Annotated in this window: 22 protein-coding genes and 1 tRNA gene; 20 read left to right on the top strand and 3 right to left on the bottom strand. The window is 67.4% G+C overall.

All coding sequences use genetic code 11. The annotated features are described in order from the left end of the window. The 20 genes from ATE62_RS23750 to ATE62_RS20800 all read left to right on the top strand — a co-directional run. The coding region (locus ATE62_RS23750) for a hypothetical protein (RefSeq protein ID WP_231736361.1) at positions 1 to 1110 on the top strand (1110 nt) is incomplete at its 5' end. Positions 1111 to 1234: 124 nt separating this feature from the next. Next, positions 1235 to 2446 carry a pyridoxal phosphate-dependent aminotransferase gene (locus tag ATE62_RS20895; protein WP_058809852.1) on the top strand — a complete coding sequence of 404 codons (1212 nt, stop codon included), beginning with the start codon at positions 1235 to 1237 and terminating at the stop codon, positions 2444 to 2446. A 383-nt stretch (positions 2447 to 2829) separates the two neighbouring features. Next, positions 2830 to 3510: a peptide-methionine (S)-S-oxide reductase MsrA gene (gene msrA / locus ATE62_RS20890; RefSeq protein WP_231736360.1), complete on the top strand. Its 681-nt coding sequence runs from the start codon at positions 2830 to 2832 to the stop codon at positions 3508 to 3510. Between the two features lie 176 nt (positions 3511 to 3686). Then, positions 3687 to 4820, top strand: a complete 1134-nt coding sequence (bla, locus tag ATE62_RS20885; protein WP_231736358.1) for a class A beta-lactamase — start codon at positions 3687 to 3689, stop codon at positions 4818 to 4820. A 4-nt stretch (positions 4821 to 4824) separates the two neighbouring features. Further along, entirely contained in the window at positions 4825 to 5136 is a 312-nt protein-coding gene (locus ATE62_RS20880; RefSeq protein WP_058809854.1) for a hypothetical protein, read from the top strand. A 114-nt stretch (positions 5137 to 5250) separates the two neighbouring features. Continuing rightward, positions 5251 to 6459: an ADP-forming succinate--CoA ligase subunit beta gene (sucC, locus tag ATE62_RS20875; RefSeq protein WP_058809855.1), complete on the top strand. Its 1209-nt coding sequence runs from the start codon at positions 5251 to 5253 to the stop codon at positions 6457 to 6459. A gap of 237 nt (positions 6460 to 6696) precedes the next feature. Further along, positions 6697 to 7446, top strand: coding sequence for an electron transfer flavoprotein subunit beta/FixA family protein (locus tag ATE62_RS20870; RefSeq protein ID WP_058809856.1), 750 nt, complete (start codon positions 6697 to 6699; stop codon positions 7444 to 7446). Then, a complete protein-coding gene (locus ATE62_RS20865) occupies positions 7443 to 8372 on the top strand; it encodes an electron transfer flavoprotein subunit alpha/FixB family protein (protein ID WP_058809857.1) in 930 nt (309 codons plus the stop codon). Before ATE62_RS20870 ends, ATE62_RS20865 begins: the two co-directional genes overlap by 4 nt. 2 nt (positions 8373 to 8374) lie before the next feature. Then, the gene (locus tag ATE62_RS20860; RefSeq protein WP_058809858.1) at positions 8375 to 9703 is read left to right on the top strand and encodes a DUF389 domain-containing protein; all 1329 of its coding nucleotides are present in this window, start codon (positions 8375 to 8377) and stop codon (positions 9701 to 9703) included. A gap of 98 nt (positions 9704 to 9801) precedes the next feature. After that, positions 9802 to 11076, top strand: a complete 1275-nt coding sequence (locus tag ATE62_RS20855; RefSeq protein WP_058809859.1) for a serine hydrolase domain-containing protein — start codon at positions 9802 to 9804, stop codon at positions 11074 to 11076. A gap of 53 nt (positions 11077 to 11129) precedes the next feature. After that, positions 11130 to 12119: a cupin-like domain-containing protein gene (locus tag ATE62_RS20850; protein WP_058809860.1), complete on the top strand. Its 990-nt coding sequence runs from the start codon at positions 11130 to 11132 to the stop codon at positions 12117 to 12119. 191 nt (positions 12120 to 12310) lie between these two features. Beyond that, positions 12311 to 12386: transfer RNA gene (locus tag ATE62_RS20845), tRNA-Cys, on the top strand. A gap of 431 nt (positions 12387 to 12817) precedes the next feature. Further along, positions 12818 to 13951 carry a slipin family protein gene (locus ATE62_RS20835; protein ID WP_197411745.1) on the top strand — a complete coding sequence of 378 codons (1134 nt, stop codon included), beginning with the start codon at positions 12818 to 12820 and terminating at the stop codon, positions 13949 to 13951. A gap of 62 nt (positions 13952 to 14013) precedes the next feature. Further along, positions 14014 to 14796, top strand: a complete 783-nt coding sequence (locus ATE62_RS20830) for an enoyl-CoA hydratase (RefSeq protein WP_058809861.1) — start codon at positions 14014 to 14016, stop codon at positions 14794 to 14796. Between the two features lie 54 nt (positions 14797 to 14850). After that, complete coding sequence (locus ATE62_RS20825) at positions 14851 to 15504, top strand: hypothetical protein (protein WP_058809862.1); 654 nt, start codon at positions 14851 to 14853, stop codon at positions 15502 to 15504. Positions 15505 to 15552: 48 nt separating this feature from the next. After that, a complete protein-coding gene (locus ATE62_RS20820) occupies positions 15553 to 16884 on the top strand; it encodes a phosphotransferase family protein (RefSeq protein WP_058809863.1) in 1332 nt (443 codons plus the stop codon). Next, positions 16881 to 17429, top strand: coding sequence for a glycine-rich domain-containing protein (locus tag ATE62_RS20815; RefSeq protein WP_058809864.1), 549 nt, complete (start codon positions 16881 to 16883; stop codon positions 17427 to 17429). Before ATE62_RS20820 ends, ATE62_RS20815 begins: the two co-directional genes overlap by 4 nt. 13 nt (positions 17430 to 17442) lie before the next feature. Continuing rightward, positions 17443 to 18267 carry a TIGR04222 domain-containing membrane protein gene (locus ATE62_RS20810; protein WP_058809865.1) on the top strand — a complete coding sequence of 275 codons (825 nt, stop codon included), beginning with the start codon at positions 17443 to 17445 and terminating at the stop codon, positions 18265 to 18267. A 103-nt stretch (positions 18268 to 18370) separates the two neighbouring features. Beyond that, on the top strand, positions 18371 to 19666 hold the full coding sequence (locus ATE62_RS20805) for an acyl-CoA dehydrogenase family protein (protein WP_058809866.1): 1296 nt from the start codon (positions 18371 to 18373) through the stop codon (positions 19664 to 19666). A 276-nt stretch (positions 19667 to 19942) separates the two neighbouring features. Beyond that, positions 19943 to 21682, top strand: coding sequence for an N-acyl-D-amino-acid deacylase family protein (locus tag ATE62_RS20800; RefSeq protein ID WP_058809867.1), 1740 nt, complete (start codon positions 19943 to 19945; stop codon positions 21680 to 21682). Positions 21683 to 21691: 9 nt separating this feature from the next. On the opposite strand, the gene ATE62_RS20795 is transcribed toward ATE62_RS20800, so the two are convergent. The 3 genes from ATE62_RS20795 to ATE62_RS23745 form a co-directional block, all read right to left on the bottom strand. Further along, a complete protein-coding gene (locus ATE62_RS20795) occupies positions 21692 to 22861 on the bottom strand; it encodes an aminotransferase class V-fold PLP-dependent enzyme (protein WP_058809868.1) in 1170 nt (389 codons plus the stop codon). Beyond that, the gene (locus tag ATE62_RS20790; RefSeq protein ID WP_058809869.1) at positions 22858 to 23628 is read right to left on the bottom strand and encodes a tryptophan 2,3-dioxygenase family protein; all 771 of its coding nucleotides are present in this window, start codon (positions 23626 to 23628) and stop codon (positions 22858 to 22860) included. The genes ATE62_RS20795 and ATE62_RS20790 overlap by 4 nt, the downstream gene beginning before the upstream one ends. A 142-nt stretch (positions 23629 to 23770) precedes the next feature. Beyond that, positions 23771 to 25078, bottom strand: a complete 1308-nt coding sequence (locus tag ATE62_RS23745) for a hypothetical protein (RefSeq protein WP_082662947.1) — start codon at positions 25076 to 25078, stop codon at positions 23771 to 23773. Positions 25079 to 25094: the final 16 nt, after the last annotated feature.

Raw genomic sequence — 25094 nt, 5'->3', positions numbered from 1 at the left:
CCGCCACCGCCCTCACCGTCGATGCCGTCGCCGATTTTGTACAATGCGGAGCCGGCCGCTGCCGAGGCGAGCGCCGACGACAGCAATATCGTCGTCACCGCGGCGCGGCGGCAGGGCAGCAACCAGGATGTGCCGGTCGCGCTATCGGCCGTCACCGTCGGCGATGCCAGGATCGAGGTCGCCGACCTGCTGTCGACCGGTCCCTATATCAAGGCGCTCGATGCCGCCGCGCCCGATGCGCGCGATGCGGTGCTGAACGAGCAGGCGAAGCTCTATGGCAACCTCTCGGGCTTCTGGCTCGACGTCGCCGAATGGTATCGGACGAAGGGCGATCCGGCGATGGCGATGCGGCTGCTGCTGACCGCGCTCGACGCGGCGACCGCCGATGACGAGACGCGCCAGATCGTCGCCTTCCGGCTCGAACGCGACGGGCAGATCGATGCGGCGGTGACGATCCTCGAACGCTTCGCCGCGCTCAACCCCGAAAGGCCGCAGCCGCGCCGCCTGCTGGCGCTGGCGCTCGCGAAGCGCGGGCAGGCGGGCGACCTCGACCGCGCCTTCGCGCTGCTGCGCGACGTCGCGCTGACGCCGTTCAACAGCGCGTTCGAGGGGATCGAGGTCGTCGCGCTGATGGAGGCGAATGCACTGATCCCCGCGCTCCAGGCGCAGGGCGTCGCCTGGACGCTCGATCCCGAATATGTGGCGGCGCTCGACACCGACGTCCGGCTCGTCATCGAATGGACCAACGATGATGCCGACATCGACCTGTGGGTGATCGAACCCAATGGCGAGCGGGTCTTTTATTCGAACAGGCTGAGCGCGGCGGGCGGCACGATTTCGAACGACATGACCGCCGGCTATGGCCCCGAGGAATATGTCGTCCGCGCGGCGCGCAGCGGCGACTACAAGGTCCGCATCCACGGCTATTCGCCCGACCGGATCAACCCCAATGGCACCGGCCGGGTCACGGTGCGGCTGATCCGCGACTTTGCCCGGCCGGGGCAGAAGGAACAGCTCGTCGACGCCGAGATCGGGTTCCGCAGCGAAGACGGGCAGGAGGGCGACGGGAGCCGTCCGATCGCGACGCTGACGGTGCCCGCGGCGCGCTGATCGGCACATGACTAGCTATTCACGCGCGTAACAGTGTTTTTTCCCGGGTGGCGGTTGCGGCAAGGATAGGGCGCCGCTATGGGCAGCGCGCGCAATTTCCTTACCAGCCACGGAAAGCCGAACCATGTCGCTGAAGCCCCATGTCTCCGCCGCCCTCAACCGCATCCAGCCTTCGGCGACGCTCGCGATGACCGCGCGCGTGACCAAGCTGAAAGCGGACGGCATCGACGTCATCGGCCTCAGCGCGGGCGAGCCCGATTTCGACACTCCCGATTTCGTCAAGGAAGCCGCGATCGAGGCCATTCGGGGTGGCCAGACCAAATATACGCTGGTCGACGGCACGATGGCGCTGAAGGAAGCGATCCGCGGCAAGTTCCGGCGCGACAACGGCCTCGATTACGGTACCGACCAGATCACGGTGAACGTCGGCGGCAAGCACACTTTGTTCAACGCGCTGGTCGCCAGCGTCGATCCGGGCGACGAGGTGATCATCCCCGCGCCCTATTGGGTCAGCTATCCCGACATCGTCGCCTTTGCCGGCGGTACGCCGGTGTTCGTCGCGGGCACCGCCGACCAGGGCTACAAGATCACCCCCGCGCAGCTCGACGCCGCGATCACCGCGAAGACGCGCTGGATCATCTTCAACTCGCCGTCGAACCCCTCAGGCGCGGCCTATTCGCCCGCCGAGCTCGACGCGCTGGGCGAGGTCGTCCGCCGCCACAGCCATGTGATGGTGATGTGCGACGATATGTACGAGCATGTCTGGTACGCCGATTTCGAATTTTCGACGCTGGCGCAGCGCTGCCCCGACCTGGTCGACCGCATCCTGACGGTGAACGGCTGTTCGAAGGCCTATGCGATGACCGGCTGGCGCATCGGTTATGCCGGGGGCCCGGCGTGGCTGATCAAGGCGATGGGGAAATTACAGTCACAGTCGACCTCGAACCCCTGCTCGATCGCGCAGGCCGCCGCCGCCGCGGCGCTCGGCGGGCCGCAGCAGTTCCTCGACGACCGCAACGCCGCCTTCCGGCGCCGCCGCGACCGCGTCGTCGCGATGCTCAACGACGCGCCGGGGCTCAGCTGCCCGACCCCCGACGGCGCCTTCTACGTCTATCCCGACGCCAGCGGCTGCATGGGCAAGACGACCCCCGACGGCAAGCGGATCGACAGCGACGAGGCGCTGATCGACTATTTCCTCGATTCGGCAGGCGTCGCCGCGGTGCACGGCGGGGCCTTCGGCCTGTCGCCGGCATTCCGCGTGTCCTATGCGACGTCGGAAGCGGTGCTCAAGGAAGCGTGCGTGCGCATCCAGCAGGCGTGCGCGGCGCTGAGTTGATGGTTCCCCTCCCGCTTGCGGGAGGGGTTAGGGGAGGGCCTGTTCGTCGCATACCCTCCCCGCTGCGACTAGGGCGCAAGCGCCCAAGTCTCGCTGCCCCTCCCGCAAGCGGGAGGGGGTTTGTTTGTGAACGCCGCACAACAGGCCGGTTCACCGGAAAGTAAGGCCTGCTGGCTAAAGGTGATCGCCATCACTGACGCATGGTTCGGGGCGAGCCATAGAGTCGGGGTAACCAAAGCGGCCCTGGCCGCGAAACAACAGAGATGACAGGAACAACCCATGCTCTCCATGCTTCGCTCCGACTGGTTTCCGACCATGCTCGCCGGCTTCGCGATCGGCGCCGTCTTCGTGATGACGCAGCAGCCGGCGCTCGCGATGGCGCTGTGACCCCGGCGCGGCGTTCGCTGGGCGCGGCGCTGGCCGCGATACTGGTCGCGCAATGCGCGCCGCCCGCCGCGAGCGCCGAAAGCGTCGTCAAGCTGCCCGCCGCCGCGGTCGACCCTGCGGTCAAGGGCAAGCGCGCGACCGCCGTCCTCGCGGGCGGCTGTTTCTGGGGCGTCGAGGGCGTCTTCGCCAATGTGAAGGGCGTCATCTCGGTCGAATCGGGCTATCATGGCGGCAGCAAGGCGACCGCCAGATATGAGCTGACCCACGACGGCACATCGGGCCACGCCGAGGCGGTGCGCATCGTCTATGACCCCAGCCAGGTCAGCTACGGCACTTTGCTGCGCGTGCTGTTCTCGGTGATCGCCGACCCGACGCTCAAGGATCGCCAGGGCCCCGACCGCGGGTCGCAATATCGCGCCGCGATCGTGCCCATGGACGCGGCGCAGCGCCAGGTCGCGACCGCCTATCTCGCGCAGATCGGCAAGGGCAGATATTTCGCCAAGCCGATCGTCGTGCCGATCGAAAGCTATAAGGCTTTCTATCGCGCCGAGGCCTATCACCAGGATTTCATGAAGCGGAACCCGTCCAACGGCTATATCGTGCGTTGGGACGCGCCCAAGCTCGCCGCGCTCAAGCGGCTGTTCCCGGCGCTGGTCCGGGCGACCCCCGCGCCCTGACGGCCGCGCGGTTCCGCCGCTCATCGCGCGCAGGGAATCGTTCGTCGCAAAGCACTGGTCGCCGCATCCCGCGTGCGGGACGGTCCTTTTCGGCCAACAGGGCCGGGGGACGGAATGACGATCGCAGTCGCGGGGTTGGAATGAGAGTGAAGCTTTCGGGCAGGCATCTGCTCGCCATGGGGGCGAGCGCCATCATGCTCGCCGGATGTGTCAGCGGCGCGGCGATCGTGCCCGCGCCGCGCGAACCGCAGGCGCAGCAGCAGGCGCAGCAGCAGTCCCGGCCGGTCCGCACGGGCCCGGGTGCGGTCACCGTCCCGATCGGCCCGCCGGTGCGCAGTTCGACCCCCGCGCCGCAGCTGCCCGCCGACCCCGGCTTTCGCCGCGCCCCCGCCGGGCTCGACGATCGCCTGTTCCAGATATGGAAGGCCTTTCCGGGCAAGACCGGCATCGCGGTGCAGCGAATCGACGGCGAATGGGCGCTGACCCAGCGCGGGGGCGAGCTGTTCCCGCAGCAGAGCGTGTCGAAGCTGTGGGTGACGCTGGCGGTGCTCGACGCGGTCGACAACGGCCGGTTGCGGCTCGACCAGAATGTGCGCATCGGGCCCGAGGACCTGACCCTGTTCCATCAGCCGGTCGCCGCGCGCGTCCAGTCGCAGGGATCGGTGACGATGACCGTGCGCGAGCTCATCGAGACCGCGATCACCCAGAGCGACAATACCGCGAACGACAGCCTGCTGCGCACCGTCGGCGGCCCCGACGCGGTACGCCGCTTCATCGACAGGAAGGATCTGGGCGCCATTCGGTTTGGCCCCGGCGAGCGGCTGCTCCAGGCGGGCGCGGCAGGGCTCAAATGGCAGCAGAGCTATTCGGTGGGCCGCAGTTTCCAGGCGGCGCGCGCGGCGCTGCCCGAGGCGACGCGCAAGGCGGCGATGGACGCCTATCGCGCCGATCCGCCCGACGGCGCGAGCCCCGCGGCGATCGCCAATGCGCTCACCCGGTTGGCGCGCGGCACCTTGTTGTCGCCCGAATCGACGCAATATCTGCTCGGCGTGATGACGCGGACCAAGAGCGGGCCGCAGCGGCTGAAGGCCGGGCTGCCCGCCGGCTGGACCTTCCTCCACAAGACGGGTACGGGGCAGGATTATCGGGGCATGACGGTCGGGTACAACGACATCGGCATCGCCACCGCGCCCGACGGCACGCGTTATGCGATCGTCGTGCTGATGGGCGAGGCGAGTTCGCCGGTGCCCGCGCGCATGGCGACGATGCAGTCGGTGTCGCGCGCGGTGGCCGAATTTCATGGAAGATAGGGCGATGAAGAAACTGCTGCTGGTTCCAACGCTTGCCGCGCTCACGCTGGCGGGGTGCGCGACGCCCGAGACGCGGCTGCGCAATGGGCTCCACAATGCCGGCCTGTCGGCGCCGATGTCGGCGTGCATGGCCGAACGCATGGTCGACCGGCTGTCGCTGCTCCAGCTGCGCCGCCTGTCGGCGCTCGGCAGCCTCAAGGAACGGCGCCTCGCCGACCTGTCGCTCGACCAGTTCCTGCACAAGGTCCGCGCGCTCAAGGATGCCGAGATATTGGCGGTGACCACCAGCTCGGCGGCGGTCTGCGCTTTTCGCTAGGGTAGAAAATCTGTCGCTGCGCTCGGGGCGCCTAGGGGTAGCCACGCCGCCAAACTTGTGCTTAGGCGGCGCCGATTATCTCCCGCTCCAGAGTCGAAAGGCCCGGCAGACCTCATGAACATCCACGAATATCAGGCGAAAGAACTGCTCGCGAAATTTGGCGTTGCGATCCCCAAGGGCATCGCCGCGATGAGCGTCGAGGAAGCGGTCGCTGCCGCCAAGCAGCTCCCCGGGCCGCTCTATGTCGTGAAGTCGCAGATCCACGCGGGCGGCCGCGGCAAGGGCAAGTTCAAGGAACTCGGCCCCGACGCGAAGGGCGGCGTCCGCCTCGCCAAGACCCTCGAGGAAGTCGAAGCCCATGCCAAGGACATGCTGGGCAACACGCTGGTGACGATCCAGACCGGCGAGGCCGGCAAGCAGGTCAACCGCCTCTACATCACCGACGGCGCCGACATTAAGCAGGAATTCTACCTCGCCTTGCTCGTCGACCGTGCGTCGAGCCGCATCGCGGTCGTCGCCTCGACCGAGGGCGGGATGGACATCGAGACCGTCGCGCACAACACGCCCGACAAGATCCACACGATCACCATCGACCCGGCCACCGGCCTGCAGCCGCACCATGGCCGCAGCGTCGCCGCGGCGCTCGAACTGTCGGGCGACCTCGCCAAGCAGGCGGCGAAAGTGCTCGCCGGCCTCTACAACGCCTTCCTCGCGACCGATGCCGAGCAGATCGAGATCAACCCGCTTGCTGTTTGTGAGGGCGCGAACGGCGACGAACTGCTCGTCCTCGACGCCAAGCTCGGCTTCGACGGCAATGCGATGTTTCGCCACAAGGATATCGCCGAACTGCGTGACCTGACCGAAGAAGACCCGGCCGAGGTCGAGGCGTCGGAATATGACCTCGCCTACATCAAGCTCGACGGCAACATCGGCTGCATGGTCAACGGCGCGGGCCTCGCGATGGCGACGATGGACATCATCAAGCTGAACGGCGAATTCCCCGCCAACTTCCTCGACGTCGGCGGCGGCGCATCGAAGGAAAAGGTCACCGCGGCGTTCAAGATCATCCTCAAGGACCCCGCGGTGAAGGGCATCCTCGTCAACATCTTCGGCGGCATCATGAAGTGCGACATCATCGCCGAGGGCATCGTCGCCGCGGCGAAGGAAGTGAATCTGGGCGTGCCGCTGGTCGTCCGCCTCGAAGGCACCAACGTCCAGCAGGGCAAGGACATCCTCGCCAATTCGGGCCTGCCGATCGTCGCGGCCAACGATCTGGGCGACGCGGCAAAGAAAATCGTCGCCGAGGTCAACAAGGCGGCGTGATAGAGAATTGCCTCTCCCCTTGGGGTGAGGCAGCAAGACTTGCCCCGGCACAGGCCGGGGCTAGTCGCAGCGGTGAGGGCGGCAACGTCCGGACCCTCACCAAGTCCGACTAGGTCCTGCGGACCAAGTCTACCTATCCTCTCCCCAAGGGGAGAGGAAAAGGGACTGCTAGTTGACGTTTACGTAAACGCCAATTATGGCGCAGTGCACAATTTTTCGAGAGGAGCTTTAAAAGCCATGAAAATCCTCGTCCCCGTGAAGCGGGTGCTCGATTATAACGTCAAGCCGCGGGTGAAGTCCGACGGCACCGGCGTCGATCTCGCCAATGTGAAGATGTCGATGAACCCGTTCGACGAGATCGGCGTCGAAGAGGCGATCCGCCTCAAGGAAAAGGGCGTCGCGACCGAGATCGTCGCCGTGTCCGTCGGTCCGGCAAAGGCGCAGGAAACGCTGCGCACCGCGCTCGCGATGGGCGCCGACCGCGCGATCCTGGTGCAGACCGACGATGCGGTCGAACCGCTCGCCATCGCCAAGATCCTGAAAGCGATTGCCGACGCCGAGCAGCCCGGTCTCGTGATCCTCGGCAAGCAGGCGATCGACGACGACAACAACCAGACCGGCCAGATGCTCGCCGCGCTCACCGGCTGGGCGCAGGGCACCTTCGCCAGCGCGGTCAACGTCGACGGCGACAGCGTCAACGTGACGCGCGAAGTCGATGGTGGTCTCGAAACGGTGAAGCTGAAGCTTCCCGCGATCGTCACCACCGACCTTCGCCTGAACGAGCCGCGCTACGCCTCGCTGCCGAACATCATGAAGGCGAAGTCGAAGCCGCTCGATACCAAGATCCCCGCCGACTACGGCGTCGACACCGCGCCGCGCGTCAAGGTGGTCAAGGTCAGCGAACCCGCCGCGCGTTCTGCAGGCATCAAGGTCGCCGACGTCGATGAACTGGTTGCCAAGCTGAAGGCGATGGGAGTGCACTCATGAAAACTCTGGTTTGGGTCGAACATGACGGCAAGGCCGTCAAGGACGCCACGCTCGCGGTGGTCACCGCCGCCTCGAAGCTCGGCGAAGTCCATCTGCTCGTCGCCGGCGAAGGCGTCGATGGCGTCGCCAAGGAAGCCGCGGCGATCGCTGGCGTCGGCAAGGTGCATGTCGCCGATGGGGCCGCCTTCGGTCACAACCTGCCCGAAAATATCGCGCCGCTGATCGCCGACCTGATGGCGTCGCACGACGCCTTCCTTGCGCCCGCGACGACCACCGGCAAGAATATCGCGCCGCGCGTCGCCGCGCTGCTCGACGTCATGCAGATCAGCGAGATCCTGTCGGTCGAGGGCGAGAAGAGCTTCACGCGTCCGATCTACGCGGGCAACGCCATCGCGACCGTCGAAAGCTCGGACGCCAAGCTGGTCCTGACCGTGCGCGGCACCGCGTTCGACAAGGCCGCGACCTCGGGCGGTTCGGGCAGCATCGAGGCCGTCGGCGGCGGCAGCGACGTCGGCATCTCGAGCTTCGTCGGCGCCGAAATCGCCAAGCAGGACCGCCCCGAGCTCACCTCGGCCAAGATCATCGTGTCGGGCGGCCGCGCGCTGGGTTCGAGCGAGAAGTATGAAGAAGTCATCGTCCCGCTCGCCGACAAGCTCGGCGCCGCGCTCGGGGCTTCGCGCGCCGCGGTCGATGCGGGCTATGTCCCCAACGATTATCAGGTCGGGCAGACCGGCAAGATCGTCGCGCCGCAGGTCTATTTCGCGATCGGTATCTCGGGCGCGATCCAGCACCTCGCCGGCATGAAGGATTCGAAGACCATCGTCGCGATCAACAAGGACGAGGACGCGCCGATCTTCCAGGTTGCCGACTTCGGCCTCGTCGCCGACCTGTTCAGCGCCGTTCCGGAGCTGACCGGCAAGATCTGATCGTGGCGGGCGACCATCCCGGCGTGCCCGGTCTCGGCGATGCCCCCTTCAACGCGGGCGGCCGAAGGGCGACGCGGAACGACGACAATGCAGCGGTCGAGGGCGACGACGCCCTCGACCGCTCGTTGATTCTGGCGAGCGTCGCGCGCGACGCGCGGCTCGACAGGAAATTCCTGCTGCTCATCATCCTCGCCGCAGCGATCGCCACATTGGGCCTGCTGCAGAGCTCGGCGGCGGTGGTGATCGGCGCGATGCTGGTGTCGCCCTTGATGGGGCCGATCATGGGGGTCGGCTTCGGCCTCGCGACGCTCGAAAGCAATCTGATCAAGCGTTCGCTGGTGACGATCGCCGCGGGCATGGCGGTGGCGGTCCTCGTCGCGATGCTGATCATCTGGATCTCGCCGATCCAGGACGTTACCCCCGAATTGCGCGCGCGCACCCAGCCCACCTTGCTCGACCTCGGCGTCGCGGTCGTCGGCGGCATCGCGGGCGTCTATGCGATCATGCGCAAGCTGTCGGGGGTGATGGTCGGGGTCGCGATCGCGACGGCGCTCGTCCCGCCGCTGTCGACCGTCGGCTTCGGGCTGGCCACCGGACGCCCCGACTTCGCGCTCGGCGCGGCCTTGCTGTTCCTCACCAACACGCTCGCCATCGCCTTTGCCGCGACCATCGTCGCGCGGCTCAACCATTTCGGGCCGTCGCTGACCCCGCAGCATACGATGGTGCAGGTCGTCGGCATCGTCGTGACCCTCGGCATCCTGTCGATCCCGCTCGCGCTGTCGCTCAACGATATCGCGCGCGAGGTGCGCGCACGCACGATGGTTCAGTCCGAACTGGGCCGGCTGCTCGGCGCCGACGACCGCATCGACAGCCTGACGGTGCGGCTCGACGGCGATGCGGTGGCGGTCGATGGGGTCGTGCTCGTCGATCGCTACGCGGCGCAGCTCAACAAGGCGCTCGCCGAGGCGGTGCGCAAGGACTTGGGCCGCGACGCGCGGATCGCCATCGTGCAATTGCGCCAGCAGACCAATGCCGCGGTGCAGTTCGAGGAACGGCTCAACCAGCGGCTCGGCGCGCTCGAACGGCGCGACGAGGACAGCCGCGCGATCCTCGGCGAACTGACCGTCGGGGGATTGGTGCCGCGCGAGGCAATCCTGATCGATGCGCAGGCGCGCCGCGTGGTGGTGCGCCGCGACCGCGAGGCCGAAGGCGAGCAGGTCGCCGCGGCGATCGATCGCGTGATGGCAAGCGCGCAGGCGGCGCACCCGCAATGGCTGATCCAGAACGGCGCGCTCAGCGATGCGGCCGCCGAAGAGGCGACGACGCCCTAGGCTGCAAAGCTATTCAGCGCCGCGCCGCATTGACGCGCGGGCGGTGCTGCGCTCTCTTCGCACACGAGCCGCACCACGCGGCCGACGGGAGACGGACCATGCGCGCTTCGCTGATCGCCCTTTGTCTGCTGGCGGCCGCGCCCGCCGCTTTCGCGTTCCCCGCCGCTGCGCAAACGGCGCAAGCCCAAGCCGTGACGATCGACAAGGCGCGCATCGACGCTGCGCTCGCGCAGATGATATCGAGCGACCGCGCGGGCGGTGTCTCGGCGCTCGTCTGGCAGGACGGCAAAGAGGTCTATTATGGCAGCGCGGGTTTCGCCGACCGCGCCGCGGACCGCCCGATGGCGCGCGATACGATCGCGCAAATCTATTCGATGACCAAGCCGGTGACCGGGGTCGCGTTGATGCAATTGTGGGAGGCGGGCAAGTTCCGGCTCGACGATCCGCTCGCCAAATATCTCCCCGAATATGCAAATATGCGCGTCTATACCGGCAAGGATGAAACGGGGCAGCCGCGCTATGTCGCCGCCGAACGCCCGATCACCGTGCGCGACATTATGCGCCACACCGCGGGCTTCGCTTATGGGGCAGGGCCGACCCCGGCGCATGACGCTTATGTCGCCGCGGCGCCGCTCGCGCTCGACATCGACCTCGCCGAAGCGAGCCGCCGCCTTGCGACCGTGCCCTTGCTGTACCAGCCGGGCAGCCAGTGGGAATATAGCATCGCGGTCGACGTGCAGGCGGCGCTGGTCGAGAAGCTCTCGGGCCAGCCCTTCGCCGATTATGTCCGCACGCATATCTTCGAACCGCTGAAGATGACCGAGACCGCGTGGCGCCAGCCCGATACGCGGCTGCCGCGCTTCGCCGCCATGTATGAGAAGAAGGGCGGCAAGATGGTGCAGCAGGAGGCCGCCATCGCGCGGGTGCTGAACTTCCAGGATCACAAGCTGACCCCCGGCGGCTTCGGCCTCGCCTCGACGCTCGACGATTATCAGCGCTTCGCGCGCATGCTGCTGAACGGCGGCGCGCTGGACGGCGTGCGCATCCTCGAGCCCTCGACGGTGAAGCTGATGGCGAGCGACCAGCTCGATCCGGCGATCAGGGAGCGTTCGTGGCTTCCCAGCAAGGGCCATGTCGGTTTCGGTTTCGACTTCGCGGTGCGCAAGGGCCAGCCGCTCACCGCCGGGGAAAGCCGCGGCGCGACGGGCGAGTTTTTCTGGGACGGCATGGCGTCGACCTTGTTCTGGGTCGATCCCGCGAACAAGCTGACCGCGGTCTTCTTCGTCCAGACCCTGCCCTATGACGGCACGCTCCACCGCGACTTCCGCGCGGCGGTGTACGGGCCTGGCTACAAGGGACCGCCGGGCGACTGATTGTCATCCTATTGTCACGGGCATAGCCTTGGGGAACCCGAGGAGATTCGGCCATGGCCCAGACCGACAAACGCGCGCTCATCGCCGAAGGCCTCGCCGCCGGCGACGATGATGCTGCGTTGCACGTAAGGCTCGTCGGCGCGGGGGTGTCGGCGGCATCGGCGAAGTACGAGATCGACCGATTGGGCAAGGACCCGATGGCGGCGATGCTGCGACGGCAGACGGCGCGCATGGCCAAGCAGGATTGGCTCTTCGCGAACCAGCGGCGGCTGGCGTTCGAAGCCAAGGGCGGCTTCGCGCTCGATACGCTGGGCAAGCCCGACCCCGATTTCTTCTATCGCCACTATTACGAGGCGGGGCGCCCCGCGAAGCTGACCGGGCTGATCGAGCACTGGCCCGCGCTGGCGCGCTGGTCGCTCGATCATTTCGCGAGCGTCGCGGGCGATGCGGTGGTCGAGGCGCAGGTCGAGCGCGAGCGCAGCGCCGATTACGAGATCGCCAAGGACGACCACCGCCGCCGCATCCGTTTCGGCGAACTGGTCGACTGGCTCCGCAAGGACGAGGCGAGCAACGACATCTATCTCACCGCCTATAACAGCGGCACCAACGCCGCGGCGCTGGCGCCCTTGTGGGACGATATGGCGCCGATCGACCTGCTCGATCCGCGGCCGCGCGATGGCTTTTTCTGGCTCGGGCCCAAGGGCACGCTCACCCCTTGGCACCACGACCTCACCAACAATCTGCTCGTGCAGGTGCTGGGCCGCAAGCGCGTGCGCATGGCGCCGCCTTGGGCCTTTGCGCGGATGAAGAACAGCCGCCACTGCTTCTCCGACTGGGGCAACGAGCCGCTGCCCGCGGGCGAGGGCGATGCCGGCATCCCGCCGGTGCTCGAAACGGTCATCGGTCCCGGCGAGGGGGTCTTCCTGCCTGTCGGTTGGTGGCACCAGGTCGAGGCGCTCGACCTGTCGGCGAGCATGAGCTTCACCAGCTTTCGCCGCGCCAATGCGCATGTCGAGGATTATGCGAGCTGGGGTGCACTATAAAGGCACTGTCATATAAATAGTTCTTTATATGTAATTTTTTACTTGCGGCATATTTCGGCCGCGCCTAGTGGCGCCGTCCCCGGCCAGTCGGCGGGGTGGACATCGACGGATCGGGGTTTCGCGAAGCCCGCCCGCATCGACCGGCGCTGCCGGTTCGCTGTACGGATGCCGCCTTGTTGGTCGGTTGGACGACTTTGGTAGCTCAGTGGTGAGAGCGCCGGCCCGCAAGGCCGGAGGTCGCGGGTTCGATTCCCGCCTGAAGATCCATCGGATAGCTCAATGGTAGAGCACTAGACTTTAAATCTAGCGGTTGAAGGTTCGAATCCTTCTCCTCACGGTCCGTGAAACGACCTCCAGATTTAGGTTCTGGCTTCATTGGGTTCGGGGACTGGCTTGCCGAAGAAGCCCGCCGTCGTCCGGTCCGCGTCCTCGGGCAAGGACCGGAACCGGCGCGCGTCTCAGGTCATGCCGGAAAGCTCGCCGGATGCTGATGGCTGCGCTGCATCGGTGCCGGGCGTCGGGGTTTTCGAACCCCGCCGCCCCGCGCTTCGTGCCGCAACGCCCGCTCGCGTCCGTCCGCTCGCCGCCATGCCGCCGGTCCCCGCGCCTTCCGGTTCGGGGAATGTGCAACAGCAGGAAGAAAGGAAATCGGCGTGACGTGACGCGGATTGATGATGGTGAATGATATGATGAAGCGAATGATCGATAGCCTGATGGGCCGCAAGCGCGTGCGCATCGAAGAGAATGAACGGGCGGTCTGGCTCTACCAGGGCGTGGTCCGCGGTCTGCTTGGAGCGGGCGAACATGTGCTGCCGAATCGCGACGGTTCGCTGCGCGTCGAGCGCCAGCCGCTGGGCCAGATGCTGTTCGTCTCCAACTATGAGCAGGCGGTGTTCGACAAGCTGCCGGTCGATGCGGCGACGCATCTGACGGTGGTCCGCACGGCCGAGAACGAGATTGCTGTCATCGAACGCGATGGAATCATCAACACCATTCTCGGCCCGGACGGCAAGCGGGTGCTGTGGACCGATGCCGGTCCGTGGACCGCGAGCATCGTCGACATCGCCGACAGTCCGCGCGTCGCGCCGAAGCTGCTCCAGCGCCTGCAGAAGGCGGGCAAGGCGCAGCTGGTCACCATGGTCGAGGTCGACGAGGGTAAGACCGCGCTCGTCAGCATCGACGGGCGGATGACCGAGCGGCTCGAACCGGGCGTCGCCGGCTACTGGAACCCGGGGCGGAAGATCGGCGCGAAGCTGGTCGACCTGACCCGCCAGTCGCTCGACGTCACGGGGCAGGAAATGCTGACCCGCGACAAGGTGACGCTGCGGATCAACATCAGCGCGGAATACCGCGTGGTCGATCCGCTGCTCGCGGTGACGAGCGTGAAGGACTTCGCCGACGCGCTCTACCGCGCGCTGCAACTGGCCTTCCGCAAGACGCTCGGCGCGCTGACGCTCGACCAGATCCTCGAGAACAAGGTGACGGTCGATGCCGAGGCGGCGGACAAGGTCCGCGCCGATATGGCGCTGATCGGGGTCGAGGTTTCGGACATCGCGCTCAAGGACGTGATCCTGCCGGGCGAGATGCGCGAAATCCTGAACCAGGTCGTCGCGGTGCAGAAGGAGGCGGAGGCGAACGTCATCCGCCGGCGTGAGGAAACGAACGCGACGCGCTCGCTGCTCAACACGGCGAAGGTCATGGCCGAAAACCCGGTCATGCTGCGCCTGAAGGAGCTCGAGACGCTGGAAAGCATCGCGGGCAAGGTCGAGCGTCTGACGGTCACCAACGGGACCGAAGGGCTGCTCAACGACCTGGTGCGCCTGCGCGACTGACGGGAAGGGGCCGGTGCAAGCCGGCCCCTTTTCTTTTGCGCGGTGCGCGGGCAACAGGGGGCATGTCCCTCGTCCTGATCACCCGCGACGATGCCGTCGCCACCGTCACCCTCAATCGCCCCGAAGCGATGAACGCGCTGTCGAAGGCGCTGCGCGCGGAGCTTGCCGCGGCGATGCGCGAGGTCGCGGCAGACGACAAGATTCGCGCGATCATATTGACCGGGGCAGGGGAGCGGGCCTTTACCGCGGGGCTCGATCTCAAGGAACTCGGCGCCGACACGAGCAACCTCGGCGCAGCCAATGCGACGAGCGCCGACGAAAATCCCGTGCGCGCGATCGAGCTTTGCCCGCAGCCGGTGATCGGCGCGATCAACGGCGTCGCGATCACCGGCGGGTTCGAGGTCGCGCTGGCGTGCGACATCCTTGTCGCCTCGACCAACGCCCGCTTCGCCGATACCCACGCGCGGGTGGGGGTGATGCCGGGCTGGGGGCTGTCGCAGAAATTGTCGCGGCTGATCGGCATCAGCCGCGCCAAGGAGCTATCGCTGACCGGCAATTTCCTCGACGCCGAGGCCGCCTGCGCTTGGGGCCTCGTCAACCGCGTCGTCGCGCCCGATGAGTTGCTACCGGCGGCGCAGGCGCTGGCGCGCGACATCGCGAGCGCCGATCCTGCCATGGTGCGCGCGTATAAGACCCTCATTGATGACGGCTATGCCTTGCCTTTCGGCGACGCGATGGCGCTCGAGCAGGCGCGCTCGTCGGCGGCGAACCGCAGCGTCAGCGCCGACGCGGTCGAGGCGCGCCGGTTGGCGGTGATGGAACGCGGGCGGACGCGCGCGGGCTGACCCATTATCGCGATGGTAACCGCCCCGCGCTACCGACGCGGCGAGGGAGGGGCCATGTTTCTCGTCAGCGACTATCAGCAGCGGCAGATCCGCGACGGCGAAATCCGGCGCTTCGAACGCTGGTTCGCCGAGACCGTAATGGGGCCCGCCTATCGCGGGCGCGACGGGCGGCTGCGCGGGGTGAAGGCCGAGGAGGTCGCGCGGTGGCGCGGCGACCTGGAAGCGCATATCGATGCGATGATCGCCGGCCTGCCGGTGCACGCGATGTGGGCGATCGGGGGGCTGCTGGCGGTGGTGTTCCTTGGCGGCTGGCTGCTCGACACGCTGGCGATCGCGCCGCGCCTGCATGCCCCGGCGATCGGGCTCGCGGTCTTCCTGGTCGAGGCGGGGACGGTCGGGATCGAGGCGTGGGACTATGTCGGCGGCTGGCGCGACCGGCGCGACGCGATCGAGGCGGCGGTCGCGGCGCGCGCGCCGTTGCCGGTCGATCCGCGCCATGTCGGCAGCGGGCACAATTGGTACCAGATCGCGCTCTATGGCGTCGTTGCGTCGTTGATCCTGATCGCGGTCTTCGGCCATGTCGGCGGCGCGACGATGATCGAGCGCATCCAGTGGGGCTGGTTCCTCGCCGCGGTGCCGCTCGCGTGGGGGCTGCATTTCGCCGCGAAATGGCACGACCGGCGCGCCAAGGACCGCTTGCGGCGCTGAAAGCGATTGGACCTTGCGGCGCGAGGAAATCCTTAGCAGGGAAAGCGAATGACCGACCTCGCCCCGCTGCTGTCCGCCTTCATGACCCGCGCCCTCGGACCGGGCGCAATCGCCCATCTCGGCCGCCTGTCGGGCGGGGCGAATATGGAAAGCTGGGCGTTCGACTGGGCGGGTGAAGGCTATGTGCTGCGCCGCGCGCCGTCGGCGGAATATATGGCGGACCGGCCCTATGGCCATCCGACCGAGGCGGCGCTGGTGAAAGCGGCCTATGCCGCTGGCGTGAAGGCGCCCGAAGTCGTCGGCGTGCTGGCCGATAGCGACGGCATGGGTACGGGCTATGTCATGCGCCGCGTGATCGCCGAGGTCAGCCCGGCGAAAATCCTCGCGAGCCCGCCGCCGTCGCTGGTCGCCGACCTCGGCCGCGAACTCGCGCTTATTCATGCGATCCCGGCGGAGACCATTCCCGACGCGATCCCGCATATGGACGCCGCCGCGGCGCTCGCCGAACTCAAGGCGCGCTTCCTGACGTATGGCGGCGATCGGCCCGCGATCGCGCTGGCGATCAAATGGTGCGAGGATCATCTGCCGGAGGCCGCGCCGCCGGTGCTCGTCCACGGCGATTATCGCATGGGCAACATCATGGTCGATGGCGACGGCTTGGCCGTGGTGCTCGACTGGGAACTCGCGCATCGCGGCGACGCGCATGAGGATCTCGCCTTCGGCTGCATGACCGTGTGGCGCTTCGGCCAGCTCGACAAGCCCGCGTTCGGGGTGGGCAGCCTGGAGGGATATTTCGCGGCTTATGAGGCCGCGGGCGGCGCGCCGGTCGACCGCGACCGCTTCCGCTTCTGGCTCGTCTATCGCACTCTCTGGTGGGCGCTCGGCTGCCTGCAGATGGGGCAGGCGTGGCGCAGCGGCGCCGACACGACGGTCGAGCGCGTCGTCGTCGGGCGGCGCACCGCCGAGCAGGAACTCGACCTGATCGCGCTGCTCGAAGCCGAAGCGCCCGAGGCCGAGCGCGCCCGTGCGCTGCAGCCGTCGCCGTCGGCAGGACCCGCGCCGGTCGGCGAGCCGACCAACCGCGAAATCGTGCAGGCGGTGCGCGAGTGGATCGAAGGCGCGATCAAGCCGCACGCCGATGGCCATGCCAAGTTCGAGGCGGTGGTGGCGATGAACGCACTCGGCATTGTCATGCGCGACCTCGACGCCGGCGCGCGCGCCGAAGATGCGGCGTTGTCCGCCGCGTTGATGGCGGGCACCACCACGCTCGCCGAGCCCGGGCTGCTCGCGCGATTGCGCCGCGCGGTGCTCGACAAATGCGCGGTCGACAGCCCCAAATATGCCGCGCTCGCCGCGGCGCGCAGCCGCTGGGGCGGATGACCGCCGCGGAACATCCGCTCTGGAATGCGCTCCGCGATTATCGCGTTGGCCCGGTCGATGCGGCGCTGAGTTTCGAGGCAAGGCTGGCGCGCGAAAATGGCTGGTCGGCGGAGCATGCCGACGCGGTCATGGCCGAATATCGCCGCTTCCTGTTCCTTGCGATGGCCGCGGGGCATATGGCGGTGCCGTCGGAAGCGGTCGACCAGGCGTGGCACCTGCACCTGACCTATAGCCGCGATTATTGGGACCGGCTCTGCGGCGAGGTGCTGCAGGCGCCGCTCCACCATGGCCCGACCGCGGGCGGCGCCGAGGAAGGGCAACGCTACTTCGCTTTCTACGCCGAAACGCTTGCGAGCTACGAGCGGCTGTTCGGCGAAGTCCCGCCCGAGAAAATCTGGCCCTCGGCCTGGCAGCGCTTTCACATCGATCCGCGCGCGCGCCGCGTTTCGCTCGCCCACGCCTGGGTCGTGCCCAAGCGCGCCGTTCGGCTTGGCGCCGCTGCCGTCGCTGTGATAGCGCTGGCGGCGGTCGCGCTATGGGGATGAGGATGCGCCGGAGATGAATCCGCTCGATTGGGACCCGCTGGCCTTTATCGGCACCTATTTCATGCTGTTGATGGTCGTCGGGCCGGTCGCTTGGCTGCTGCCGCGGCTGCTCCGCCCCGCGGGCCGGACGCAGCGGTTGCACGACGCCGAGAGCCTCGCTTATCTTTCCGGCCGCGAGACGCGCTTCGCCGAAACCGTCGCGACGCGGCTGGTCGCGTCGGGCGTGATCGCGGTGGAGGGCAAGGCGTTTCGTCAGGCCGGCGGCGCCGCTGTGTCGGGCGCCGACCGCGCGGTGCTGGCACTTCGCGCGCCGTTCCGCTGGGACGCGATGGTCTTCGCGCTTCGCCCCGAAGCCGCGGCGCTCCGCCGCCGGCTCGAATCGGCGGGCCTGCTGCTAGACAGCGAAGAACGGCGGCGCCTGCGGCTACTCGCCATCGCCCCCTATGCGGCGCTGCTGCTGTTCGGCGGGATCCGGCTGCTCGCCGATATCGTGCGCGACGGGCCCTTGTTCGTTCTGTCGGTGATGCTGCTGCTGACGCTGATCCCGATGGCGATCCGCTGGCGCTTCGTCAGCGACCAGACGCGCGCCGCCCGCGCCGCGCTCAAGGAGGCACGCCGCGAGAACCAGCGGTTGCAGCGCGCGCCGACGGTCCGCGAGAGCGACCTCGCCGTCGCGCTGTTCGGGACGACCGTCCTCGCGGGTTCGGCGCTCGCCGCCTTCTACCAGCTGCGCAACCCCCATAATTCGCCCGAGGGCTCCAATTCGAGCGGAAGCTGCGGCAGCAGCTGCGGCGGCGACAGTGGGTGCAGCAGCGGCTGTGGCGGCGGCGGCGATTGATGCCCGACGCGCAAATCAAAAAGATTAGCTAGCGAAGTATATTCCCCTTTTGCCCTCCGCCGAACGCTGGCAAGGCAGGTGCGACAGCCATGGGAGAGAGACGATGGATTTTGCCGTACCGGCCGATCTGCAGGCCTATCTGGACGAGCTCGACGCCTTCATCGAGGCCGAGATCAAGCCGCTCGAACTCGCCGACGACAATATCCGCTTCTTCGACCATCGCCGCGAGCATAGCCGCACCGACTGGGACAATCAGGGACTGCCGCGCCACGAGTGGGAGCAGCTGCTGAAGGCCGCTACGCGCAAGGCCGATGCCGCGGGGCACTGGCGTTTCTCGGCGCCCAAGAAATATGGCGGCAAGGACGGGTCGAACCTGTGGATGGCGGTGATCCGCGAGCATTTCGCCGCCAAGGGCCTCGGCCTCCACAACGACCTGCAGAACGAGCATAGCATCGTCGGCAACTTCCCGTTCGTGGAGATGTTCGAGCAATTCGCGACGAGCGACGAGCAGAAGCAGGAGTTCATCCTCGGGGGCTTCGAGGGCAAGCGCCGGACCGCCTTCGGCCTCACTGAACCCGACCACGGGTCCGACGCGACGCATATGGAAACGCGCGCGGTGCGTGAAACGCGCGACGGCGTCGAGGGCTGGCTGATCAACGGGCGCAAGATGTGGATCACCGGCATGCACGTCGCGAGCCACTGCGCGACCTTCTGCCGTACCGCGGGCGAGGACGGCGATGCCAAGGGCATCACCTGCCTGCTCGTCCCGACGGGCACGCCGGGGATGACGGTCGACGAATATATGTGGACCTTCAACATGCCGACCGACCATCCGCGCATGACCTTCACCGATGTGTGGGTTCCCGACAGCGCGCGGCTCGGGCCCGAGGGCGGCGGGCTGTCGATCGCGCAGAGCTTCGTCCACCAGAATCGCATCCGGCAGGCGGCGAGTTCACTGGGCGCGGCGGTGTTCTGCATCGAGGAAAGCGTCAAATATGCGCGGCAGCGCAAGCCCTTCGGCGAGGCGCTGGCGCGCAACCAGGCGATCCAGTTCCCGCTCGTCGAGCTGGCGACGCAGGCCGAAATGCTGCGCCTCCTCATCCGCAAGACCGCGTGGGACATGGACAATATGCCGCACAAGGAAATCGAGCGGAACCTCAGCGACAAGGTCAGCATGTGCAATTACTGGGCGAACCGGCTGTGCTGCGAAGCCGCCGACCGCGCGATGCAGGTGCACGGCGGCATCGGCTATTCGCGGCACAAACCCTTCGAACATATCTATCGCCACCATCGCCGCTACCGCATCACCGAGGGCGCGGAGGAAATCCAGATGCGCAAGGTCGGGGCGTATCTGTTCGGCTATCTCGGCCCGCGCCGCGAGGCGCTGGGGAAGGTTTGAGGGCTGATTTCGGGCGGTTGCGGTCATCCTAATCCTCCCTGTCGCGCAGCGATGGGGAGGGGGACCATGCGAAGCATGGTGGAGGGGTGGTCGTCCCTAACACCGACGCTTACCGCATCGACCCCTCCACCACCCTGCGGGTGGTCCCCCTCCCCACGGCTTCGCCGCAGGGAGGATTAGCAAAGTCCGCTCCCCAACCCCGAACCCGCCACCCCTTGGCATATCCGATATCCGTGATAGGTTTCTCCCTGAAACGAAATAATCGGGAGAGCGGAGATGCATGATCTGGTGATTCGCGGCGGTACCGTCGTCGATGGAACGGGCGGCGACGCCTTTGTCGCGGACATCGCGATCGACGGCGACCGGATCGCCGCGATCGGCCCGAACCTCGGCGCCGGCCGCGAGGAGATCGATGCCGCGGGCCGGATCGTCACCCCGGGCTTCGTCGACGTCCACACCCATTATGACGGCCAGGCGACCTGGGACCAGGAAATGGCGCCTTCGAGCTGGCACGGCGTCACCACCGTCGTGATGGGCAATTGCGGCGTCGGCTTCGCCCCCGCCAAGCCCGACCGCCACGACTGGCTGATTTCGCTGATGGAGGGGGTCGAGGACATCCCCGGCACCGCGCTCGCCGAGGGCATGTCGTGGGATTGGGAGACCTTCCCCGAATATATGGACGCGCTCGAAAAGCTACCGCGCACCGTCGACGTTGCGTGCCACGTCCCGCACGGCGCGGTGCGCGCCTATGTGCTTGGCGACCGCGAAAAGCCGGGCGCGATCCCGACCGACGAAGATATCGCGGAGATGTCGCGCATCGTCGAGGAGGGCATTCGCGCCGGCGCGCTCGGCTTCTCGACCAGCCGCACCGTGCTGCACAAGTCGATCGACGGCGAGCTCGTCCCCGGCACCACCGCGACCGCCGAGGAACTGATCGCGATCGGCCGCGCGATGGGGCGCGTCGGTTATGGCGTGTTCGAAATGGCGAGCGATTTGAAGCGCGAGTGGAACGAGTTCCAGTGGATGGGCGATTTGAGCCGCGAGACCGGGCTGCCGGTGACCTTCGCCGCGCTCCAGTCGATCGCCAAGGAATTGCCGCTCGAGGAGCAGATCGAAGAGATGCGGCGCCAGAATGCGAGCGGCGCGAACATCGTCGCGCAGATCGCGCTACGCGGCAACGGCGTGATCATGGCGTGGCAGGGCACGGTGCATCCCTTCCGCTTCAAGCCGGCGTGGAACGAGATCATCGACCTGCCATGGGAGGCGCAGCTCGCGCATCTCAAGGACCCGGCGTTCCGCGCGCGGATGACTGAGGAGGCCAATGTCTGGCCCGAAAGCGACATCCTCGACTTCCTCAAGATCGTCGCCGAGGGCTGGCCGGTGCATTTCGAGATGGACCCCGATTTCAACTACGAGCCGCGGATGGACGAAAGCATCGCGCACCGCGCCGCGGCGGCGGGCGTGACCCCGGCCGAATATGCCTATGACCTGCTGATGAAGGACGACGGCAAGGGCTTCGTCTATTTCCCGATCCTCAACTATCGCGACGGCAATCTCAATTTCCTCGAGGATCTGCAGGCGGCCGACGACACGGTGAACAGCCTGTCCGACGGCGGCGCGCATTGCGGGACGATCTGCGACGCGGCGTCGCCGACCTTCATGCTCCAGCATTGGGTGCGCGACCGCAACGGCAACCGCATCGGGCTCGAACATGCGATCAAGCGCCAGTGCCGCGACACCGCGATGCTCTATGGGCTCGAGGATCGCGGACTGCTCGCGCCGGGCTATCTTGCCGACCTCAATGTCATCGACATGGACGAAATCAGGCTCGGCAAGCCCTGGCTCGCCTTCGACCTGCCCGCGGGCGGCAAGCGGTTGCTGCAGAAAGCCGACGGCTATGTCGCGACGATCAAGTCGGGCGAAGTCACCTTCCGCGACGGCGCGATGCAGGGGCCGACCCCCGGCGGCGTGATCCGCGGGCCGCAGGGCGTCGAACTGGCTATGGCGGCGGAGTAGCGCTCCGCGTCAGCGCCACGAGGCCGTACGCGCGCGATCGATCGACGGGACGAAGCTCAGCGCCTGTGCCAAGTGGCTGAGGTCGCCGAGGCCGCTATAAGCGTGGAAGGATAGGCGCAGCATCGTGCCGCGAAAATCCGCGGCAACGCCATGCTGGGCAAATGCGGCCTCGACGTCGGCCTTTTCGGTACCGGTGTCGATGCACAAGGTGCCGCCGCTCGGGCCGCGCGGCCAGCGCCATTGCGGGGTCAGGGGCTCGATGGTGTCGCGGAGCAGGCCTTGCAGCACCATATTATGCTGGCGAATGGCCTCGATGCCGATCGCGGCAATTTCCTCGATCCCCGCGGTCGACAGGATGAAGGGTGCGACGTCAGGGGTGCCGCCCCACCAGCGCCGCGCGTCGGGGGCGTAGCGGAAGTCGCTGATATCCATCTCGAACGGGTTTTCGTGGCTCCACCAGCCGCGCTCCATCGGGTCGAGCGTGCTGCGGTCGTGCGGCGCGACCCAGAGCCACGCCGCGCCGGGACCGCCGCACAGCCATTTGACGCTGGTACCGAGCATGGCATCGACGCCCCATGGTGCGGGTGTGACCGGCACGATGCCGACCGACTGCGCGCAGTCGGCGATGCAGCGCGCGCCCGCCGCTTTTGCCGCCGCGGCGACCGCGGCGATGTCGGTCAGCGCGCCGCTCACAGAGCTGACGTGCATCGCGATCACCAGCGCGACATCGTCGTCGAGCGCCGCAGCCCAGCTGGCGGCGTCGCGGACGTCGGCGTCGGCGGGCAGGTAGCGCGTCTTCCACCCCGCCGCGGCGAGCCCGCTCGCGACATAGCCGATCGTCGGAAAGGCGCTCGGCGCGAGCAGGATCGTGCGGCGCCTGGTCGCGCTTCCCAGCGCCGAGATATAGCGCGACAGCCCCGCGCTGACGTTGGTCGCGGGGCAGAGGTCTTGCGCCTCGACCCCGATCAGCCCTGCCAGCGCGGCGCGCCATTGGTCTATGGCGTCGAGCCAGTGCGACCAGGCCTCGCCCGTCTCGCGCCACGGCGTCAAAAGCCGGTCGCGGAGCAGCGCCTCGGCGGCGCGCGGCTGGCAGCCGACGCTGTGGCTCTTGAGATAGGTCGCACCCGGCGGCAGGTGGAAACGCTCGGCGATCGCCTCCGGCAGCAGCCCGCCGCTCACAGCCCGCTGCCGTGCCCGGCGGCGGAATGGCCGTCGCTGATGCTGTCGCGCTTGACGCCATATTCGGCGCCCCAGCGGTCGGTCATCTCGGCGCGGATGTCCCAGAGTTCGGGGAAGAAGCGGTGCCGCGTCCCCGCATTGAGCAGCTCGACCGGGCGCCCTTTCAGCGACTTCGACCCCATGCCGATCGAGCGGTGGATGAGGTAGATGTGGTGCGCGCGGAAGATCTGGAACAATTCGTCGAACTCGATCAGCGCCTCGGCGACCATATAGGCGTCGTCGTGGCTGTAGCCGGTGTCGTAGACGTCGGCGACGCTGCGACTGGTCGGGTCGAGGTACGAGGCCTTATAGCGCGCCCAGAGCGGCTGCGGCATCGTCAGCAGCAGCTGGAAACCCGGGCTTTCCTGCCCCGACCCGTTGCCGAGCTGGAGCCGGATCGACTGATAGTCGAAGGGGCTCATCGTCTCGAGCAGCGCCAGCTGGTCGGTCATCATCCGCATGATGCGGTTGACGCGATCGAACAAGGTGAGGACGCGCATCGTCTCGCTCGCGGCCATATGGCCGTCGATCTCGACGAGGGTGAAGGCGATGAGCTTCATCCAGAGTTCCTCGACCTGGTGGACGATCTGGAACTGGAGTTCGTCGGGGGTGCAGAGCTCGGCGAGCGGCTTCTGGCAGAGCAGCAGGCGGTCGACCGCGAGATAGACCCCATAATCCTTCATGTCGGGGGTTTCGATGCGGCGGTGGGTTTCGGTCTTGTCGAGCATGGGCTGATTCCCTTGCAAATGGTACGGAAGGACGAACGGCGCACGCGGGCACGCCGGATCGTTCAACCGCGCGGCGCGACCCCCGCCGGGGGGCGCCGCGGCGAGCCCGACTGGCCGAGCCACAGCAAGGGCGCGGCCCGGTTCACCGCGCGAGCAGGTCCGACGGCAAGGTCGGCTCGCCGATGATCAGCGCGAAACGGCGCCAGATCTCGTCGCGGTCGGGTTCGCCGCGCTCGATATAGGCGCGCACGATTTCCTCGCCGAGGCCGTAGTTGATCACATAGCTGCGATACTGGTCGGTGAAGGCGACCGACTGTTCGGCGCGCGCGGGCGAGACGAGCTGGTATTTCTCGGTCAGCGCGACCGCGGTGGCGCGGTCGATCGCGCCGTCGAGATATTGCTGCGCGATCGTCAGCCGCGCGCCGGTCAGCGCCTTCATCGCACCCAGCAATTGCCAATATTGGTCGTCGGCGGGGGGCTCGATCCCCGCGAGCGGCATCAATATGTCGCGCTCGGTGTCGGGGCGCGTCTGGCCGGGGAAGGCGAGGTCGATGCCGTAATTGGCGGTACCCTCGGCGATCAGGCTCTGCGGGCTGTAGAGCGGATAGACGCTGAACTCGATCCAGCCGCGCCCCTTCACCATCTGCTCCTCGAGCTTCATGTTCAGGAGGTGATGGCCCGGGTAACCCTCGTGGCAGCCCAAATCGAGCGCGCGCGACAGGCGGATCGGCAGGTCGGTATTGACCTGGATGATGCTGTGATAGCCGCCCTGGTAATAATTATAGCCGCTCCAGCTCTTGCCGGTGACGAACTGCAATTCGAAACTGTCGCCGGGCGCGAGCGCGACATGCGCGACGGTGCGGCCGCGGCAACGCGCGATGGCTTGCTCGAAGACACCCTGCAGCTTGTCCTTGGGGATGGTGAAGCGGTCGAGATAGGCTTCCACCCGCGTCGCGAGCGGGCCTTCGCCCGGAACCAGCGCGTCGATCGTCGCGAGCGCGGCGTCATAGCTTTTGAGCGGGCGCAGCACCGGGCGCACCCCGAACAATCGCTCGGCCTCCTCGGCGAAGGAGAAGCGCGCGCCGCCCATCATCATCAGCCGCGTCTCGGCGGCGCGAAGCTGCGCGGCGAGGAAGGCGCTGCGCTGGCGTTCGATCGGATCGGTGAGGTCGGCCGACACCTCGTCGAGCTTCGCCATCAGCTGGCGCGTCGACACGAGCAACGCCTTCTGGTCGCGCGGGGCGGCGATCGAGGCATCGAGCAGGCCCTTGGGACCGTAATAGGCGTCGATATAGCCCTTTTCGTGCGTGCCGATCTCGAGGCTCAGCGAGACATAGGCGGTCGCGACGGCATCGACCGTCTGCCCCGCGAGTGTCGCGGCGGCGGGATCGGCCGGCGCCGCGGCGCGCACCGGCCAATCGGCGGCGGCGGGCGCGGGGGGCGGTGGCAGGTCTGAAGGCGTGTCC

It is taken from the genome of Sphingopyxis sp. HIX, assembly GCF_001468285.1.
Classification (GTDB): domain Bacteria; phylum Pseudomonadota; class Alphaproteobacteria; order Sphingomonadales; family Sphingomonadaceae; genus Sphingopyxis.
The sequence above is the reverse complement of the archived record's forward strand: the minus strand, read 5'-3'. Positions and strand labels throughout refer to the sequence as shown.